We start from the raw sequence: 16,385 nt of genomic DNA, 5'->3' as shown, positions 1-16,385 counted from the left end.
CGGTCTGGCATGGCGCCTGTCTTTGAACTTAAATCACAGACTTAGGCTGACAAGCGGAACAACAGTGACTATTTCGTGACCATGACAGAACGCGCCGACGATCCTGAAGCGAGTCTGATGGCCGCCACCGAGGTGCACGGGCTGCAAGCGCTGATCTCGCGTGCCGCCCGCGCGGGCAAGGGGCCGGCACCGGTGGAGCGCTGGAATCCGGCCTTTTGCGGCGACCTCGACATGGAGATCAGACAGGACGGCACCTGGTTCTACCAGGGCACGCCGATCGGCCGCATGCCGCTGGTGCAGCTTTTCTCGTCCGTGCTGCGCAAGGACGAGGACGGCCAGACCTATCTGGTGACACCGATGGAAAGGGTCGGCATCCGCGTCGTCGACGCGCCTTTCATCGCCGTCGAGATGGACGTTTCCGGCACCGGTGCTGGCCAGGTCATCACCTTCCGCACCAATGTCGGTGACGTGGTCGAGGCCGGGCCGGACCATCCGTTGCGCTTCGTCGACGAGGACGCGACCGGTGGCCTGAAACCCTATGTGCTGGTGCGCGGGCGGCTGGAAGCGCTGGTGGCGCGGCCGGTCATGTACGAACTGGTCGAGCATGGCGAGGAGATCGAGGTCGGCGGCAGAAGGATGTTTGCCGTCCGCTCGAAGGGCGCGGTCTATCCGATCATGCCGGCGGAAAAATTGCAGCGGCTGAGCGCGTGATGGACCAGATGACGCCGACGCCGTTTTCCGCAGAGGATTTTCGCGCACGCGTCGCGGCACAGCCGCTGGCGCACGCCGCCGACGATGGCGACCATCGTTTCAACCCCGGCCATCCGCGTTTGAAGCCCGCCAAGGCACTGCGCGATGCCGCCGTGCTGATCCCGGTGGTCGATCACGGGCGCGACGCCACGGTTCTGCTGACCAAGCGAGCGGAGAAGCTGCGCAACCATTCGGGGCAGGTGGCCTTTCCCGGCGGCACGATCGATCCGACCGACCCGAGCCCGGAGGCGGCGGCATTGCGCGAGACATTCGAGGAGATCGGACTTGGCCAGGACCGGATCGAGATCATCGGCCGCATGCCCGATTATGCCTCCGGCAGCGGCTACCGCATCGCCCCGGTGCTGGGAATAGTGCGGCCGGGTTTTTCACTGGCGCTGAATTCCGATGAGGTCGACGCCGCCTTCGAAGTGCCGCTGCGCTTCCTGATGGACCCGGCCAACCATGGCCGCGACAGCCGCATGTGGAACGATCTGGAATGGGTCTTCTACGAGATGCCCTATGGCGGCCAGCGTATCTGGGGCGTCACCGCCGGCATCATCCGCACGCTCTATGAAAGGCTCTATACGTGAGCGGCCGGGTGTCGCTCGCGGGCAAAGCCGACTGGCTCGGCGAACAGCACCTGCAGCGCCTGCTGGCGGCGCTGGCGGATGGCGGCGAGGAGGCACGTGTCGCCGGCGGCGCGGTGCGCAACGCGCTCATCGGCCAGCCGGTCGCCGATGTCGATATCGCCACCACTTGCCTGCCTGATGAAACCATCCGCCGCACCGAGGCGGCGGGCTTCAAGGCCGTGCCGACCGGCATCGAGCACGGCACCATCACGATTGTCGCCGGCGGGAAGCCGTTCGAGGTGACCACGTTGCGTGCCGACATCGAGACCGACGGGCGGCGAGCCAAGGTCTCGTTCGGGCGCGACTGGAGGGCCGACGCGGAACGGCGCGATTTCACCATCAACGCGCTCTATGCCGAGGCCGACGGCACGGTCGTCGACCTGGTTGGCGGCATAGCCGACATAGAGGCGCGCCGGCTGCGCTTCATTGGCGATCCGGAAGCGCGCATCCGCGAGGATTATCTGCGCATCCTGCGCTTTTTCCGCTTCTTCGCCTGGTATGGCGACGGCCGGCCCGATGCCGAAGGGCTGAAGGCTTGCGCCCGGCTCAAGGGTGGGCTTAGCCAACTCTCGGCCGAGCGCGTCTGGTCCGAGCTGAAGAAGCTGCTGTCGGCCCCCGACCCGTCGCGCGCCTTGCTGTGGATGCGCCAGGCCGGCGTGCTCACCAGCGTTCTGCCGGAGAGCGAAAAATGGGGCATCGATTCGATCCATGCGCTGACCAGGGCCGAGAAGGATCTGGGCTGGACGTCGGAACCGCTGCTCAGGCTGGAAGCGATCGTGCCGCCGGACGCCGCGCGGATGAAGACGCTCGCCGAGCGGCTGAAATTCTCCATCAGCGAAGCCGGCCGCCTCAGGCAGTGGGCGCTGACAGCGCCCGTCGAGCCGAAGACGACCGAAGCGGAACTCGCAAAACGGCTCTATCGTGGCGATTATCAGGGGCTTGTCGATCGCTTGCGGCTGTCGCTCGCTTCCGCCCGAGCCCGCGCGGTCGAGGACAATGACGCGCTGCTCGAAGCCGGTGGCTTCTCGCGCCTGCTGGCCTTCGCCGGAAGATGGAAAAAGCCTGACTTTCCGCTCAAGGGCGCGGATCTGACGACGCTTGGCGCGTCGCCCGGGCCGAAACTCGGCGCAATCCTGAAAAACCTTGAAAACGAGTGGGTCGAATCCGGCTTTGCGCTCGATCGCGGCGCGCTCCTCAAGCGCGCCGCAAAAGCACTCGAAAGCTAGGCAAGTCAGGCGGCATCGCGGGCCTTTTCAATGCGCGAACGGATGGCTTCGATCATCGTCTCGCGGATGATCGTCTCGCCATGCGTCTCGCGCATATGCTCGACCGCGCGACGCATGACTTCGGCTTCCTCGTCGGCGCGCGTATGCCAGTCACAACCCGGTACGAGCGAGCCGCAGTGGAATTCCTTCATCGGATTTCTCCCTTTTCCTCCTTGGAGCGCCGCACACTTGCTTGAGCGCGGAAGCTCCAGCACCTTGATCGACGCATGATCCCTGTCGGAAACCGGTTCGTTTTGGGGTCATGCACGCGGGAAGCAAGCATAACACGATTGAACGGGCTTTGGTTGCCGCAAAGACCGAAAAAGGCGGAGCATCGCTGCTCCGCCCTTTATATGCTACATAGAGCAAGACCAGTCTCGCTTTGCTCCAATGGGGAAGGCCATCACTTCACGATCCTGACTGCCTCGGCAATCTTGTGCTTGCCGCTCATGTCCCACGAAACGCGGACCTTTTCGCCGGCCTTCAGGCCAGGATTCTTGAAGGCCTTGGGCAGCGTAAAGGTCGATCCGTCGTCCAGAACAAGGCTCATGGCCGTTCCATCATAGGTCTTGATCGTGCCCGTGGTGTGTTTGACCGCTGCGAAGGCAGCGCCACCAGAGGCAAGAACGGCAACAGCCGCAACCGTCATAACAAGCTTGCGCATGGCATGCTCTCCTGGAAAATGAGGGCACCTGCTTGGGAAGGTGCCCCACTCAATCATGGGCCGTCCGGTCGCGTCGGGTCGCGGTTCTAGAGGAGGCGAGAACCGCCGGCGTTTCCCGGCCCGGAAACGGAAATTAGTCCTGTTTTTTCAAACGGATATTAGACGAAAAAGATATTCTGTGCGCCACATTCGCCGCCAAGATCCGGCGATTTGGACGTGATTGCGGCTCACGTCCAACTCACCGAGATTTTACGGCCATTTCACCTCTGGCGGCAGGCTGGACAGGATCGAGGCGACGTTGCCGCCGGTCTTCAGCCCAAAGATGGTGCCGCGATCGTGAAGTAAGTTGAATTCGACGTAGCGGCCACGGCGAACGAGTTGCTCTTCGCGGTCGCCATCGGTCCAGTTGTCGTTGAAATTGGCCCGCACGAGATGCCCGTAGACGACGAGAAAAGCGCGCCCGACATCCTGGACGAAGTTGAAATCGGCGTCCCAGCCGCCTCTGTCCTCGTCCGAATGCAGCCAGTCGAAGAAGATGCCGCCGGTGCCGCGCGGTTCGTTGCGGTGCGGCAGATAGAAATACTCGTCGCACCAGGCCTTGAATTTCGCGTGGTCGGCCACCGCGGGGTGCTTCTCGCAGGCGAATTGCATGGCGCGGTGGAAGGCAACCGTGTCCGGGTCGTCCTGGGTGCGGCGACGGTCGAGCACCGGCGTCAGGTCGGCGCCGCCGCCGAACCACTGTCGCGAGGTGACGACCATGCGCGTGTTCATATGCACGGCCGGCACGTTGGGATTCCACGGGTGGGCGATCAGCGAAATGCCGCTCGCCCAGAAGCGCGGGTCTTCCTCGGCGCCCGGCATCTGCTTCCTGAACTCCGGCGAGAACTCGCCATAGACGGTGGAGGTGTGGACGCCGACCTTCTCGAAGACGCGGCCACGCATCATCGACATAGTGCCGCCGCCGCCTTTGCCCGCATCGCGCTCCCACGGCGTCTTTTCGAAGCGGCCGGGCGACCATGAGGCCTGCGGCCCCTGCAGGTCCTGCTCGATCTGTTCGAACGCGGCGCAGATGCGCTCGCGCAACGTCTCGAACCACAGCCGCGCCTTCATCTTCTTCTGTTCGATGTCGGCCGGCAGCCCCGCCGCTATTTCGGGTCGTTGCAAATGCTGTCTCCGGTTGTGGGGCGTAGCCCGACAAATGACTCGTCTTTTCCGGCCGCGATCCCTAATCTCTTGGGTGCAAGGGTCAAGTGTGAATGGAGTTCTTTCGTGCGCACTCCGGCAAGACCGCCGCTGGATGGCCTGAAGAAGAGGCTCGACCGTTCGCGCGCCGAGCGCGAGCGCCTGCCGCGCGACGGGTTCCTGCGCGAGACTTTCGTCCTGCCGCGTTCCGATGCGCGCCTCAAGGCGCAGGAGTGGTTCGAGCGCTTTCCCAAGCAGGCCTACTGGACCGAGATCGAAAGCTGGTTCGAGCGGCCGGGCGACGTCATCGAATTCACCATCAGGCGGCTGCCGGGGGCGGACTAAAGCGCGACCAACAGCCGCCTTGCTCCCGGGCCTTGGGCGCTCAGCCGGTCTTCCTTGTTCCGCAGCGGGCACTTGTCGATCGACATGCAGCCGCAGCCGATGCAGTCGGTCAGCCCGTCGCGCAGCTTCTTCAGCTGGGCAATCTTCTGATCGAGCTGGTCGCGCCAGTTCGTTGAAAGCAGGTTCCAATCCTCGCGCGTCGGCGTGCGGCCTTCAGGCAGCGATTCGAGTGCCGCGCCGATTTCGGCCAGCGAGATGCCGACCTCCTGCGCTACCCTGATGATCGCCACACGCCTCAGCACGTCGCGGCCGTAGCGCCGCTGGTTGCCTGATGTGCGGTGGCTGCGGATCAGTCCGCGCGCCTCGTAGAAATGCAGTGCCGATACCGCCACCCCGCTTCGCGTGGCGACCTGGCCGACCGTCAATTCCGTCACCGCAACCATTCGAATTTTCCGCTTGACCTCAAGTTAGGTTGAGCTTGTAACGAAGAAACCCAGGACATGCAAACCAGACATGCGAACCGCAGGAGAAGGCGATGTGCGCCTGGGTGAGAATGACAGGAGAGGGTGCGGTCGTCGGCCAGAAAACGGCCGTGATGGCTGCGCCCGCCGACGGGCTGCAAATCCTATCCGAGTTGCCGGATCGCCTCGCCGGCCACCATGGCGACGGAAAGCGCGACGTTGATGCTGCGCGCGCCGGGCTGCATCGGGATGATCAGTCGCGTATCCGCCGCCTCGTGGACAGGATCCGGCACGCCTGCGGATTCGCGGCCGAAAAGAAGAATGTCGGCATCGGCGAAGGTGAAATCTGTGTAGGCGGTCGCGGCTCTGGTCGACAGCAGCACCAGTCGCCGCGCTTCGCCTCTGCGCCAGTTCTCGAAGGCATGCCAGTCGACATGCCGGGAAAGCCGCGCCATTTTGAGATAATCCATGCCGGCCCGTTTCAGCGCCCGGTCGGAGAGCGGAAAGCCGGCCGGTTCGATGATGTCGACGCCGAGACCGAGGCAAGCGGCGAAGCGCAGGATTGTCCCGGTGTTGCCGGCGATATCCGGCTGGTAGAGCGCGATGCGGAGACGGTCGTTCATTTCCGCGCTCTTTTGATCCGTGGCAGATCGGCCACAGGGGCCTCGCGGTTTTGGAAATTGCTGGACTGGCGGGTGGTCATTTTCTGCGAAGTCGGTTATACGCCGGGCATTGTCAACCCGAACCGATGGAGGGGTAACTCATGATGATCATGTACATCCAGCGCCCCTCTTGTGGGCTTACCAGCCTGCCGGCGGTTTCGGTACGACGATTCTCCTGATCTTTTAGACTTCAATCGCACCGATTCTTAGCCGGAAACTTTTTCGGCCTTCGAAGGAATCCTGCGATGTTTTTCAAGTTGTCGAAGGGGCTGAACGCCCCACCTGAACACGCCTCTGTTCAATCCCTGCCTTTCGCTGGCCATTCGCCCGCGAACAGGCCGGACTCACCCTTTTTTCTGTATTTTCACATGGAGGACGGACCGATGTTCGATCCCTGCAAGATTCCCGGCTCAAGAAGCCTGCACGAGCGCAGGATGGCGACCTGGGCGCTTTTGATCGGCGAAACCTATTCGTCTGCGGTTCACGCCGAGACCCGCCGGCGCCCGCATCGCGGCATGCTGCCGGACGTCGATTTCTCGCGCGCGGTTCCCGACCGCAGCCGGCCGTCGCTGGTGCGCCGGCTCATCAGGCTGATCCGCCCTGGCGCAAAAACAGGCGCGAAACTTAGGGTTGTCGACACAGCGCCGTCAGAATCGTCCAACGAGCCTGTCGGCGAAAAGCCCGCGACATCCTATATGGCGCGAAGCAGGATCGGCGGCCCGGGTGATTCCGGGACGCCGATCCTTGACGCACGCGTTCCCGGGACGCCACGCGTTCCCAGGACGCCACGCGTTGCCAGGCCGTTATACGCTCCCGCGCCGCGTGAGCGAAAACAAGCATAAGAGTGCCAAGACAATGTTCCGCTGGTTTGAAAAAAAGCTCGATCCGTTCCCCGCCGAGGAGCCGGTCGAGCCGCCGAGGACGCTGATCGCCTTCTGCGTGCACTATACGCGCGGCGCCTGGCCCTACATCGGTCTCGATGCGGTGCTGGTGACGGCTATCGCCCTTGCCGAGGTGTGGATGTTCGGCTTTCTCGGCCGGATCGTCGACTGGCTGTCGGCGCAGAACCGCGAGACGTTCCTTGAGACCGAGGGATGGAAGCTCGCCGGCATGGCCTTTGTCGTGGTGTTCGCGCTGCCGGCGACGGTCTGGTTCCATTCGCTCCTCAGCCAGCAGACGCTGATGGGCAATTATCCGATGCGGATCCGCTGGCAGGTGCATCGCTACCTGCTCAAGCAGTCGATGACCTTCTATCAGGATGAGTTCGCCGGGCGCATCGCCACCAAGCTGATGCAAACGGCGCTCGCCGTGCGCGAATGCGTCATCAAGCTCATCGACGTGCTCAACTACGTCGTCGTCTATTTCCTCGGCATGCTGTTCATCGTCGGCTCGGCCGACTGGCGGCTGGCGGCACCGCTTGCCGGCTGGCTCGCCGGCTATATCTTGCTTTTGCGCTACTTCATCCCGCGGCTGGGCAAGGTCGGCGAGGAGCAGGCCAACGCGCGCTCGACCATGACCGGCCGCGTCGTCGACAGCTATTCCAACATCCAGACGGTCAAGCTGTTCTCGCATGCGCGCCGCGAAGCGTCCTTCGCTAGGGAAGGCATGGCCGGCTTTCTCGAGACGGTCTACCGGTCGATGCGGCTGGTGACGCAGCTCTACGGCCTGCTCTACGTCCTGAACTCGCTGCTGTTGTTTTCGGTCACCGCGATCTCGCTGTGGCTATGGCTCGGGCAGGCGGTGACGATCGGCGCCGTCGCCGTGGTCATCGGCCTCGTGCTGCGGCTGTGGGGCATGTCGCAATGGATCATGTGGGAGATGTCGGCCCTGTTCGAGAACATCGGCACGGTGCAGGACGGCATCGGCTCGATCTCACTGCCGCGTCTGGTGGAAGATAGGCCTGGAGCCAAGGACATTGCCGTGACCAAGGGCGAAATCCGCTTCGAGGACATCCGCTTCCACTACGGCAAAAAGAAGGGCGTGATCGAGAGCCTGTCGCTGACGGTGAAGCCGGGCGAGAAGGTCGGTATCGTCGGCCGCTCGGGCGCCGGCAAGTCGACGCTGGTCAACCTTCTGTTGCGCTTCTACGACCTTGAAAGCGGCAAGATCCTGATCGACGGCCAGGAAATCGCCTCGGTGACGCAGGATTCGCTGCGTGCCCAGATCGCCATGGTCACGCAGGACACCTCGCTGCTGCACCGTTCGGTGCGCGAGAACATCCTCTATGGCCGGCCGGACGCCAGCAACGAGATGCTGATCGAGGCAGCACGCCGCGCCGAGGCGCTCGATTTCATATCAGGGCTTTCGGACGCCAGTGGCCGCAAGGGTTTCGATGCGCATGTCGGCGATCGCGGCGTCAAATTGTCTGGCGGCCAGCGGCAACGCATCGCCATTGCCCGCGTTATGCTGAAGGACGCGCCGATCCTCATTCTCGACGAGGCGACGTCTGCGCTCGATTCCGAGGCCGAGGCGGCCATCCAGGAGAACCTCTACAAGCTCATGCAAGGCAAGACCGTCATCGCCATCGCGCACCGGCTCTCGACCATCGCGGCGATGGACAGGCTCGTCGTCATGGACAAGGGCCGCATCATCGAAGAAGGTTCGCATGAGGAACTCGTCGCCAGCGGCGGGCTCTATGCGCAGCTTTGGCAGCGCCAGTCTGGCGGCTTCCTGCTCGACGATGGTGCGACCGCCAACGATGCCACGGTTAGGGGGCAAGCAGCAGAATGATGGCCGCCGAATGATGACAGCCGTCTATCGCTGGTTCGAGAACTGGGTCTATCCGTTCAGGGAGCCCGCGACTCTTCGGCCACCGGTCAGCGTCAGCGGTTTCCTCTGGCACTATGTCGGCCAGGCGAAGGTCGCCTTCTTCGCCATGCTGGTCATCGGCGGCATCGCGCCGCTGGTCGAAGCCGGACTGTTCTACTTCGTCGGCAGGCTGGTCGACATACTCGACCAGCTCCCCGGCGAGCGCAGTTGGGACGCACTGTGGGCTGCCGCCGGTCCCGAACTTGTCTTCATGGCCGCCGTGGTGCTGGTCATCCGCACCGTCGTCGTCGGCCTGGCGGCGCTGGTCGACGAGCAGACGATCACGCCCGGCTTCTACAATCTGGTGCGCTGGCAGGCGCACCGCCATGTCTCGCGCCAGTCCTATGCCTTTTTCCAGAACGATTTCGCCGGCCGCATCGCGACCAAGGTCTGGCAGGCGGGGCAGGCGACCGGCGATTTGATGCAGAGCTTCATCGAGGTCGTCTGGTTCATGGTCGTCTATACGGTGACGACGCTGGTGCTGGTCGCCGGCCTCGACTTGCGGCTGGCGGTGCTGGTGGTGATCTGGATCACCGCCTTCGGCTGGCTGGCAAAACGCTATCTGCCGGCTATCCGCAAGCATGCCGAGGAGACCGCCGAGGCCGGTTCGATGATCACCGGCCGCATCGTCGATTCCTATTCGAACGTGCAGACGCTGAAGCTGTTCTCCGCCGACGGCGACGACCGCTACATCAGGAGCGGCTTCGATATCTATCTCGACGCGCTGCGCCCGTTCACCCGCCGGCTGACCGGCGTGCGCATGGCGCTGACGACGCTGTCGGGGATCATGATCACCGCGATTGCCGGTTTTGCCGTCTATCTCTGGGTCGAAGGCTCGATCACCGTAGGTGCCGTCGCCTTCACGCTGTCGCTGGTGTTGCGGCTCAACATGCTGCTCGGCCGCCTGATGATGCAGCTCAACGGGATCCTGCGCAATCTCGGCGTGCTGGAAAACTCCAAGGCGCTGATCTCGCAATCGCTCGGCCTGACCGATGCGCCTGACGCCAGGGAGCTTGTCGTGACCGGTGGCCGCATCGATGTGAAGAAGGTCGAGTTCCACTACGGCAAGGGGTTTGGCGTGCTCAACGGCATCGACCTCGTCGTGCGGCCGGGCGAGAAGGTCGGGCTGGTCGGGCCGTCCGGCGCCGGCAAGACGACGCTGGCCAATCTGATCCTGCGCCTCTACGACCTCGAGGGCGGCAAGATCACCATCGACGGCCAGGATGTCTCGGAGGTGACGCAGGATTCGCTGCGCGCCAATATCGGCGTCGTCAGCCAGGATACGGCACTTTTCCATCGTTCCCTGCGCGACAACATCAAGCTCGGCATGCCCGACGCAACCGACGCCGAGGTGATCGCGGCGGCGAAGAAGGCCGAGGCGCACGACTTCATCCTCGGCCTGCGCGACAATCGCGGTCGCACCGGCTACGAGGCCTTTGTCGGCGAGCGCGGCGTGAAGCTGTCGGGCGGCCAGCGCCAGCGCGTGGCGATCGCCCGCGTCTTCCTCAAGGATGCGCCGATCCTGATACTCGACGAGGCGACGTCGGCGCTCGATTCCGACATCGAGGCAGCCATCCAGGAGAATCTGACGAGGCTGATGGAGAACAAGACGGTCATCGCCATCGCGCACCGGCTGTCGACCATCGCAGCACTCGATCGTCTGGTGGTGCTCGACGGCGGCCGCATCGTCGAACAAGGTACGCATGACGAGCTGGTTGCGCTCGACGGGCTCTACGCGCGGTTGTGGAAACGGCAGTCCGGCGGGTTCCTGTTCCACGAGGAAAGCGTGCTGGAAGAGACGCGGCCGGCGGAGTAGGGCGAGGATTTTCGGCAAGAAACCGGGAGTGGATCATGTCGGTGCGGATGCCATCGAATTTCGGACGGTCCGGCGCGCAGGAGTCGGCGCTTGACCTGCTCGGCCATGAAATCCTCGGCGAAAAGGCGGCGGCGCTCGGCCGCGCCGGCCGGCGCGTGGAGGAAACGCTGACGAGGTTGCGTGAAAATAGCGACGATGGCGAACAGCGTGCCCGGCTGCTCAAGGACGCGGCGGAGGCGGTCCACGGCTATTTCATCCAGCGGGAATTATGCGGCTTGCGCAGGCACGACGCGGTGATCCGGGAATACAACATCCCCAAGGCCGTGCTGGCCAGGCTCGGTGCCAAATAGATATGAGCTTTCAATAGGTTGTCCATCCGGTCCCGGGCGAGGAAGCTGAGCTGCGAGATTTCAGTGATTCCTCGCCCGGGACCGGATGGACATGCACAAGAGTGGCCGTCTGGCGCCTCGGTCTCAATCGGATCGCTTCGTTGGAGCCGGCCGAACCGGTGCTCGTGATGCTCTGCCGTCATTCACCAAACCCGGACTTATGCACCAAGCCACGCTGTGAGCCTTGATCTTTCGCGCACCAGGCCATCCTGATTGAAGTGGTGAATACAAAAGTGCGCCCAAGTACCTTCGAACGCCATCTCCATATCACCAATGACCGATGTGCTGCCTAGTCCGAGTTCCGCGTAGGTAAACTCGAAACTGCCGCTCGGACGGGCAATCGCAATATGAAACGGTTCACCATTGAACTCGTTGATCTTCGGACTCGCCCTGCTCTTCAGTACGCCTGGTATTTCGACCCTGGCGGTGCGACCTTCCAGGTCGGCCACCAGCTCGATCGGCAAGAACAAAGTCTCGCAAAACTCGGAACAGGTCGACGCGAAAACAGAGAAGAAATTGCTCAATGGCTTGCAGGCCCTGCCTGAGATTATTGTTTCTAAGGCGCTCCGCTGTGCTTCGTCCGCTCGTTCATCTATGACGATCTGACGTTTGCCGTTTCCGTCTTTGATTTCTCCAGGCCATTTGTAGAGCCCCGCCCAGTTCAATCCTGTAATCGGCGTCTCGTTGAAATAGCCTTCGGCAATGTGGCCGATGAAGGCCGACTGACAATAGCCGTGGGTGCTCGGCAGATTGAACTGGCAACCGCAATTGATCTCGCAATTGCAGTTATCATAGGTTTCGCTGTTCAATACCCATTGGTCCGCCATTCTTTTGTGAGCCATGTTGTCCTCCCTAGCTCAGCTTTTTAGAGCGCCGATGTTGGCGCAACCATCACGAAGATGGCACAAGGGAGGAGGCGAGCTCTAGTTCAGGAATTGAAGTGCCCCGGTATAGAATCTGAACTAGCCAGGAACTGCAATCTGCCGTAGCGTCAGGTGAACCTAGGGAGGTTCGCCATGACACAAGCCAGCTATGGACAGTTCTGTCCGGTGGCCATGGCTGCCGAAGTGCTGTGCACGCGCTGGACGGTTGTGCTCCTGCGCGAACTGGTGGCCGGCTCGACCCGCTTCAACGATCTGCGCCGCGGCGTGCCGCTCATGTCGCCAGCGCTTCTAGTCAAGCGGCTGCGTGATCTCGAGGAGGCGGGCATCGTCCATCGTGTTGCCTCGCGGACCGAGCCGGGAATTCTGGAATATCAACTAACGCCTGCCGGACGGGACTTGAAGCCGGTGATCGAAGCGATCGGCATATGGGGCCAGCGCTGGTTCGAGGCCGATGTCTCGCTGCAACATCTCGATCCGTCGCTGTTGATGTGGGATATGCACCGCAATCTCGATCCCTCACTGTTGCCGCCGCGGCGCTGCGTGATTCGTTTCCTGTACCCCGAACTGCCGGCCGCTCGCCGGCAGTGGTGGCTTCTTATCGAGCCCGGCGCTGAGGTGGATCTCTGCTCGGTCGATCCCGGCTTCGATGTCGACCTTTACGTCACCACCGACCTGCGCACCATGACCGCGATCTGGATGGGGCTGACGACCGTCCGTAAGGCGATGAGCGAGGGAAAGCTCCTGCTCACCGGCGATCGTCAGGTCGCCAGTCACATGCAGACCTGGCTTGGCCTGAGCCCCTTCGCGACGGAAAAGAAGCTGGTCTCTGCGTAGCGTATGGTGCAGCTTACGGCTGTGTCAGGAGTGGGCCTTCAGCCTGCTTAAGAAGCCGAGACCGTTTGCGTCAGTCGCATTGACGGGGAATGACTGTTTCGGGCGGCCCATGATCTCCAGCGAAAACCGGTTTCCACTTTTCGCTAAGGCGGACCTTCGGTTCGGGATCATGGTCTATTCCAGCCATTCGGTGATGAAGCTGCCGTTTTCGTGGATGTCGGTGGTCTCCAGCGGGCCTGGGCCGAGATTGGTGAATTTGTGCGGCGTGTTCGGCGGCACGATCAATATCTGGCCGACCGACGCCTCGATCTGCCGGTCACCGACGGTGAACAGCCCGGTGCCAGTGCGGATGATGAAAATCTCGCTATAGGGATGCATGTGCAGCCGCGGGCCGCCGCCGATCTCCGGCAGATAATTGAAGATCAGGCAGCTTTTGGAGCCGTAGGCGCCGCACTGCAGCTCGCCCTGCCAGCGATGGGGCCAGCGGTCGGGCGCGCTGGCCCATTTGTCGCGGTCGATGACATGCGCCATGGGTCGAGGATAGACCGAGGCTGGGTCTCCTGTCGAGGCAAACGCAGGCGCTGCTTTGCGGTTGATTTCCGGTCGTTTTCGCCGTGTTCGAGATGCGTCTGTTGCGCCCCCGCGACAATCTGCCCTTGTGCCTTCACCCGTCTGGACAAAAACGGGCTTCACGCATAAACCGAAGTCCAATGCCGGAGGAATTCGCTAGCCTGTTCGCCATGCGCTGTCGGGTTGGCGTGAATGAGCGGGGAACAAGGCTCGGCCACCGGCACGGAAGAGGCGAAAGGATCAGGCACCCGTGAGCGCAACCGACATCCAGGATCCCAACCGTCGTGATTTTCTCTACGTCGCCACCGGCATGGCCGCGGTGGTCGGCGCGGGTGCCGTCGCCTGGCCTTTCATCGACCAGATGCGCCCCGACGCCTCGACGCTGGCGCTGGCCTCGGTCGAGGTCGACGTCTCCTCGCTGGAGCCGGGAATGTCGCTTGTCGTGAAGTGGCGCGGCAAGCCGGTGGTCGTGCGCAACCGCACCGAAAAAGAGATGAAGGACGGCGAGGCGGTCAATCTGGCCCAGCTCAAGGATCCGCTCGCCCGCAACGCCAATTTGCCGGCCGACGCGCCGGCGACCGACGCCAACCGCACCACGCCGGGCAAGGAGGCCTGGATGGTGATGGTCCAGGTCTGCACCCATCTCGGCTGCATTCCGCTCGGCCAGGAAGGCGAGTTCGGCGGCTGGTTCTGCCCGTGCCACGGTTCGGTATACGACACCGCCGGCCGCGTCCGGGCGGGTCCGGCGCCGGAGAACATGTCGGTGCCGGTGTTCCAGTTCATTTCCGACACCAAGATCCGTATCGGCTGAGGCGAGGGGACATTTCGATGAGCGAGGGACACTCGACCTATACGCCCAAGACCGGTATCGGACGCTGGTTCGACGCCCGCATGCCGCTGCCGCGGTTGGTCTATGACAGCTTCGTCGCCTATCCGGTGCCGCGCAACCTCAACTATGCGTGGACCTTCGGCGGCATCCTGTCGATCATGCTGGCGGCTCAGATCCTGACCGGCATCGTACTGGCCATGCACTATGCGGCGGACAGCACTCTCGCCTTCGATTCGGTCGAGAAGATCATGCGCGACGTCAATTCGGGCTGGCTGCTGCGCTATCTGCATTCGAACGGCGCATCGTTCTTCTTCGTCGCCGTCTACATCCACATCTTCCGCGGCCTCTACTACGGCTCCTACAAGGCGCCGCGCGAGCTTCTGTGGATCCTCGGCTGCATCATCTACCTCTTGATGATGGCGACAGGCTTCATGGGCTATGTGCTGCCCTGGGGGCAGATGAGCTTCTGGGGCGCGACCGTCATCACCGGCTTCTTCAGCGCCATCCCTCTGGTCGGCGACTGGATCCAGCAGCTTTTGCTCGGTGGTTTCGCTGTCGACACCCCGACGCTTAACCGCTTCTTTTCACTGCACTATCTTCTGCCGTTCATGATCGCCGGCGTCGTCGTGCTGCACATCTGGGCGCTGCATGTGGTCGGGCAGTCGAACCCGACCGGCATCGAAGTCAAGTCGAAGACCGACATCGTCGCCTTCACCCCTTACGCGACCATCAAGGACGCGTTCGGCATGATCGTGTTCCTGTTCGTCTTCGCCTATTTCGTCTTCTACCTGCCGAACTTTCTCGGCCACCCGGACAACTACACAGTCGCCGACCCGCTGAAGACGCCTGCCCATATCGTGCCGGAATGGTACTTCCTGCCGTTCTACGCGATCCTGCGCGCCATCACCTTCAATATCGGGCCGATCAACTCCAAGCTCGGTGGCGTGCTCGCGATGTTCGGCTCCATCGCCATGCTGTTCCTCGTGCCGTGGCTCGACACCTCGAAGGTACGCTCGGCGGTCTACCGGCCGTGGTACAAGCTGTTCTTCTGGCTGTTCGTGATCGATGCCGTGCTGCTTGGCTGGCTGGGTTCGCAGCCGGCCGAAGGCAGCTATGTCTTCATGGCGCAGATGGCGACATTGTTCTACTTCGCCTTCTTCCTGGTCGCGCTGCCTGTGCTCGGCCTGATCGAGACCCCGCGGCGGTTGCCGAATTCGATCACCGAGGCGGTACTTGAGAAGAACAAAGGTGGCGGTGGCGGACATCCGGCCAGCGCGACAGCCGCACCGGAAACCAAGGGCTGAGCATGATCCCGAAAAGTGGAGACCGGTTTTCGGACAAGATCATGCTCGAGACGACGACTGCGCGGCAGAGAATCTCAAGGGGATTTGGCATGAAGAAGATTCTCACCTCACTGGCGCTGCTCGGCCTTGTGTTGGCAGGCAATGGGGCCGCGACCACCGGAGCCATCGCCCAGGAGGAGGCGCACAACGAAGCCGCGCCGACGCATTTCCCGATACACAAGCCGAAGGAGATGGACTGGAGCTTCGCCGGGCCGTTCGGCACCTACGACAAGGCGCAATTGCAGCGCGGGCTGAAGGTCTACAAGGAAGTCTGCGCAGCCTGCCATTCGATGAAATTGGTGGCGTTCCGCACACTGGAAGATCTTGGCTATTCGGAAGCGCAGGTCAAGGCGCTGGCGGCCGAGTACACGATCAATGACGGTCCCAACGATGCCGGCGACATGTTCGATCGTCCCGGCATACCGTCCGACCATTTCCCGGCGCCGTTCCCCAATGAGCAGGCAGCCGCGGCCGCCAATGGCGGGGCTGCCCCACCCGACATGTCGCTGCTGGCCAAGGCGCGCGGCGTCGAGCGTGGTTTTCCGCGTTTCGTCTTCGACATCTTCACGCAATACGCCCAGGGCGGTCCCGACTATATCCACTCGCTGCTGACCGGCTATGACGAGCAGCCGCCGGAGGGCATGGAGATACCGGAAGGCACGCACTACAACCCGTACTTCATGGCCGGCGTGTCGCTGAAGATGCCCAACCCGCTCTCCGACGATCAGGTGACCTATGACGACGGCTCGCCGCAGACGGTCGACCAATATTCCCGCGACGTGTCGGCCTTCCTGATGTGGGCGGCCGAGCCGCATCTGGAAGACCGCAAGAAGACCGGCTTTCGCGTGCTGGTCTTCCTGCTGCTGTTCGGCGCGCTGGTCTATCTGACCAAGCGCAAGGTGTGGGCCGGCGTGGCGCACTGAGCCCGCAAAGCCACGAGATCAAAAGGGCGCC

Annotated in this window: 19 protein-coding genes; 12 read left to right on the top strand and 7 right to left on the bottom strand. The window is 62.8% G+C overall.

The window, feature by feature from the left end:
- Nucleotides 1-81: 81 nt before the first annotated feature.
- Genes E5X88_RS19795 through E5X88_RS19785 form a run of 3 tightly spaced genes read left to right on the top strand, consistent with a single transcriptional unit; the run spans nucleotide 82 to nucleotide 2,605 of the window.
- Nucleotides 82-711, top strand: a complete 630-nt coding sequence (locus E5X88_RS19795) for a DUF1285 domain-containing protein (RefSeq protein WP_292164367.1) — start codon at nucleotides 82-84, stop codon at nucleotides 709-711.
- Nucleotides 711-1,340 carry a CoA pyrophosphatase gene (locus E5X88_RS19790; protein ID WP_292164241.1) on the top strand — a complete coding sequence of 210 codons (630 nt, stop codon included), beginning with the start codon at nucleotides 711-713 and terminating at the stop codon, nucleotides 1,338-1,340. Before E5X88_RS19795 ends, E5X88_RS19790 begins: the two co-directional genes overlap by 1 nt.
- Nucleotides 1,337-2,605: a CCA tRNA nucleotidyltransferase gene (locus E5X88_RS19785; protein ID WP_292164239.1), complete on the top strand. Its 1,269-nt coding sequence runs from the start codon at nucleotides 1,337-1,339 to the stop codon at nucleotides 2,603-2,605. The genes E5X88_RS19790 and E5X88_RS19785 overlap by 4 nt, the downstream gene beginning before the upstream one ends.
- 5 nt (nucleotides 2,606-2,610) lie before the next feature.
- On the opposite strand, the gene E5X88_RS19780 is transcribed toward E5X88_RS19785, so the two are convergent.
- The 3 genes from E5X88_RS19780 to hemF all read right to left on the bottom strand — a co-directional run bounded on the left by E5X88_RS19780 (nucleotide 2,611) and on the right by hemF (nucleotide 4,472).
- Complete coding sequence (locus E5X88_RS19780; protein ID WP_126034401.1) at nucleotides 2,611-2,796, bottom strand: DUF1059 domain-containing protein; 186 nt, start codon at nucleotides 2,794-2,796, stop codon at nucleotides 2,611-2,613.
- Between the two features lie 251 nt (nucleotides 2,797-3,047).
- Nucleotides 3,048-3,308 (bottom strand): DUF1344 domain-containing protein, encoded by a 261-nt coding sequence (locus E5X88_RS19775; RefSeq protein WP_292164237.1) that lies wholly within the window; start codon nucleotides 3,306-3,308, stop codon nucleotides 3,048-3,050.
- Between the two features lie 249 nt (nucleotides 3,309-3,557).
- Complete coding sequence (gene hemF / locus E5X88_RS19770) at nucleotides 3,558-4,472, bottom strand: oxygen-dependent coproporphyrinogen oxidase (RefSeq protein WP_292164235.1); 915 nt, start codon at nucleotides 4,470-4,472, stop codon at nucleotides 3,558-3,560.
- Between the two features lie 105 nt (nucleotides 4,473-4,577).
- On the opposite strand from hemF, the gene E5X88_RS19765 reads away from it, so the two are divergent.
- Nucleotides 4,578-4,835: a hypothetical protein gene (locus E5X88_RS19765; RefSeq protein WP_292164232.1), complete on the top strand. Its 258-nt coding sequence runs from the start codon at nucleotides 4,578-4,580 to the stop codon at nucleotides 4,833-4,835.
- Here the strand turns inward: E5X88_RS19765 and soxR are convergent.
- Together soxR and E5X88_RS19755 are read right to left on the bottom strand one after the other, a co-directional pair.
- Nucleotides 4,832-5,278: a redox-sensitive transcriptional activator SoxR gene (soxR, locus tag E5X88_RS19760; RefSeq protein ID WP_292164230.1), complete on the bottom strand. Its 447-nt coding sequence runs from the start codon at nucleotides 5,276-5,278 to the stop codon at nucleotides 4,832-4,834. The two genes, E5X88_RS19765 and soxR, sit on opposite strands and share 4 nt — an antisense overlap.
- A gap of 182 nt (nucleotides 5,279-5,460) precedes the next feature.
- Nucleotides 5,461-5,919: a tRNA (cytidine(34)-2'-O)-methyltransferase gene (locus E5X88_RS19755; RefSeq protein WP_292164228.1), complete on the bottom strand. Its 459-nt coding sequence runs from the start codon at nucleotides 5,917-5,919 to the stop codon at nucleotides 5,461-5,463.
- A gap of 422 nt (nucleotides 5,920-6,341) precedes the next feature.
- On the opposite strand from E5X88_RS19755, the gene E5X88_RS19750 reads away from it, so the two are divergent.
- Genes E5X88_RS19750 through E5X88_RS19735 form a run of 4 tightly spaced genes read left to right on the top strand, consistent with a single transcriptional unit; the run spans nucleotide 6,342 to nucleotide 10,932 of the window.
- Nucleotides 6,342-6,800 carry a hypothetical protein gene (locus E5X88_RS19750; RefSeq protein ID WP_292164227.1) on the top strand — a complete coding sequence of 153 codons (459 nt, stop codon included), beginning with the start codon at nucleotides 6,342-6,344 and terminating at the stop codon, nucleotides 6,798-6,800.
- A gap of 13 nt (nucleotides 6,801-6,813) precedes the next feature.
- Complete coding sequence (locus E5X88_RS19745; RefSeq protein WP_292164225.1) at nucleotides 6,814-8,688, top strand: ABC transporter ATP-binding protein; 1,875 nt, start codon at nucleotides 6,814-6,816, stop codon at nucleotides 8,686-8,688.
- Between the two features lie 10 nt (nucleotides 8,689-8,698).
- Nucleotides 8,699-10,582 carry an ABC transporter ATP-binding protein gene (locus tag E5X88_RS19740; protein ID WP_292164223.1) on the top strand — a complete coding sequence of 628 codons (1,884 nt, stop codon included), beginning with the start codon at nucleotides 8,699-8,701 and terminating at the stop codon, nucleotides 10,580-10,582.
- A 35-nt stretch (nucleotides 10,583-10,617) separates the two neighbouring features.
- Nucleotides 10,618-10,932 (top strand): DUF6665 family protein, encoded by a 315-nt coding sequence (locus E5X88_RS19735; RefSeq protein ID WP_292164221.1) that lies wholly within the window; start codon nucleotides 10,618-10,620, stop codon nucleotides 10,930-10,932.
- A gap of 197 nt (nucleotides 10,933-11,129) precedes the next feature.
- Here E5X88_RS19735 and E5X88_RS19730 read toward each other — a convergent pair whose 3' ends face one another.
- Nucleotides 11,130-11,813 carry a DUF1326 domain-containing protein gene (locus E5X88_RS19730; protein WP_292164220.1) on the bottom strand — a complete coding sequence of 228 codons (684 nt, stop codon included), beginning with the start codon at nucleotides 11,811-11,813 and terminating at the stop codon, nucleotides 11,130-11,132.
- A 174-nt stretch (nucleotides 11,814-11,987) separates the two neighbouring features.
- On the opposite strand from E5X88_RS19730, the gene E5X88_RS19725 reads away from it, so the two are divergent.
- The gene (locus E5X88_RS19725) at nucleotides 11,988-12,689 is read left to right on the top strand and encodes a helix-turn-helix domain-containing protein (protein ID WP_292164218.1); all 702 of its coding nucleotides are present in this window, start codon (nucleotides 11,988-11,990) and stop codon (nucleotides 12,687-12,689) included.
- Between the two features lie 174 nt (nucleotides 12,690-12,863).
- Here the strand turns inward: E5X88_RS19725 and E5X88_RS19720 are convergent, their stop codons facing one another.
- Nucleotides 12,864-13,220: a cupin domain-containing protein gene (locus E5X88_RS19720; protein WP_292164217.1), complete on the bottom strand. Its 357-nt coding sequence runs from the start codon at nucleotides 13,218-13,220 to the stop codon at nucleotides 12,864-12,866.
- A gap of 289 nt (nucleotides 13,221-13,509) precedes the next feature.
- Between E5X88_RS19720 and petA the strand changes: the two genes are divergently transcribed.
- From petA to E5X88_RS19705, 3 genes are all read left to right on the top strand, one after another.
- Entirely contained in the window at nucleotides 13,510-14,070 is a 561-nt protein-coding gene (petA, locus tag E5X88_RS19715) for a ubiquinol-cytochrome c reductase iron-sulfur subunit (protein ID WP_292164215.1), read from the top strand.
- Nucleotides 14,071-14,087: 17 nt separating this feature from the next.
- Nucleotides 14,088-15,392 (top strand): cytochrome b N-terminal domain-containing protein, encoded by a 1,305-nt coding sequence (locus E5X88_RS19710; RefSeq protein ID WP_292164213.1) that lies wholly within the window; start codon nucleotides 14,088-14,090, stop codon nucleotides 15,390-15,392.
- An 89-nt stretch (nucleotides 15,393-15,481) separates the two neighbouring features.
- Nucleotides 15,482-16,354 carry a cytochrome c1 gene (locus E5X88_RS19705; RefSeq protein WP_292164211.1) on the top strand — a complete coding sequence of 291 codons (873 nt, stop codon included), beginning with the start codon at nucleotides 15,482-15,484 and terminating at the stop codon, nucleotides 16,352-16,354.
- The last annotated feature ends 31 nt before the right edge of the window (nucleotides 16,355-16,385 follow it).

Origin of the sequence: Mesorhizobium sp. (assembly GCF_004962245.1) — a bacterium.
Taxonomy (GTDB): Bacteria; Pseudomonadota; Alphaproteobacteria; order Rhizobiales; family Rhizobiaceae; genus Mesorhizobium.
The sequence above is the reverse complement of the archived record's forward strand: the minus strand, read 5'-3'. Positions and strand labels throughout refer to the sequence as shown.

Excerpts from the sequence above, each read along its gene's own strand:
- E5X88_RS19725 (WP_292164218.1), top strand. The coding sequence starts at position 11,988 with ATGACACAAGCCAGCTATGGACAGTTCTGTCCGGTGGCCATGGCTGCC.
- E5X88_RS19735 (WP_292164221.1), top strand. The coding sequence starts at position 10,618 with ATGTCGGTGCGGATGCCATCGAATTTCGGACGGTCCGGCGCGCAGGAG.
- E5X88_RS19745 (WP_292164225.1), top strand. The coding sequence starts at position 6,814 with ATGTTCCGCTGGTTTGAAAAAAAGCTCGATCCGTTCCCCGCCGAGGAG.
- E5X88_RS19795 (WP_292164367.1), top strand. The coding sequence starts at position 82 with ATGACAGAACGCGCCGACGATCCTGAAGCGAGTCTGATGGCCGCCACC.
- E5X88_RS19730 (WP_292164220.1), bottom strand. The coding sequence starts at position 11,813 with ATGGCTCACAAAAGAATGGCGGACCAATGGGTATTGAACAGCGAAACC.
- E5X88_RS19780 (WP_126034401.1), bottom strand. The coding sequence starts at position 2,796 with ATGAAGGAATTCCACTGCGGCTCGCTCGTACCGGGTTGTGACTGGCAT.
- E5X88_RS19790 (WP_292164241.1), top strand. The coding sequence starts at position 711 with ATGGACCAGATGACGCCGACGCCGTTTTCCGCAGAGGATTTTCGCGCA.
- E5X88_RS19775 (WP_292164237.1), bottom strand. The coding sequence starts at position 3,308 with ATGCGCAAGCTTGTTATGACGGTTGCGGCTGTTGCCGTTCTTGCCTCT.
- E5X88_RS19740 (WP_292164223.1), top strand. The coding sequence starts at position 8,699 with ATGATGACAGCCGTCTATCGCTGGTTCGAGAACTGGGTCTATCCGTTC.
- E5X88_RS19755 (WP_292164228.1), bottom strand. The coding sequence starts at position 5,919 with ATGAACGACCGTCTCCGCATCGCGCTCTACCAGCCGGATATCGCCGGC.
- E5X88_RS19750 (WP_292164227.1), top strand. The coding sequence starts at position 6,342 with ATGTTCGATCCCTGCAAGATTCCCGGCTCAAGAAGCCTGCACGAGCGC.
- E5X88_RS19705 (WP_292164211.1), top strand. The coding sequence starts at position 15,482 with ATGAAGAAGATTCTCACCTCACTGGCGCTGCTCGGCCTTGTGTTGGCA.
- E5X88_RS19720 (WP_292164217.1), bottom strand. The coding sequence starts at position 13,220 with ATGGCGCATGTCATCGACCGCGACAAATGGGCCAGCGCGCCCGACCGC.
- soxR (WP_292164230.1), bottom strand. The coding sequence starts at position 5,278 with ATGGTTGCGGTGACGGAATTGACGGTCGGCCAGGTCGCCACGCGAAGC.
- E5X88_RS19710 (WP_292164213.1), top strand. The coding sequence starts at position 14,088 with ATGAGCGAGGGACACTCGACCTATACGCCCAAGACCGGTATCGGACGC.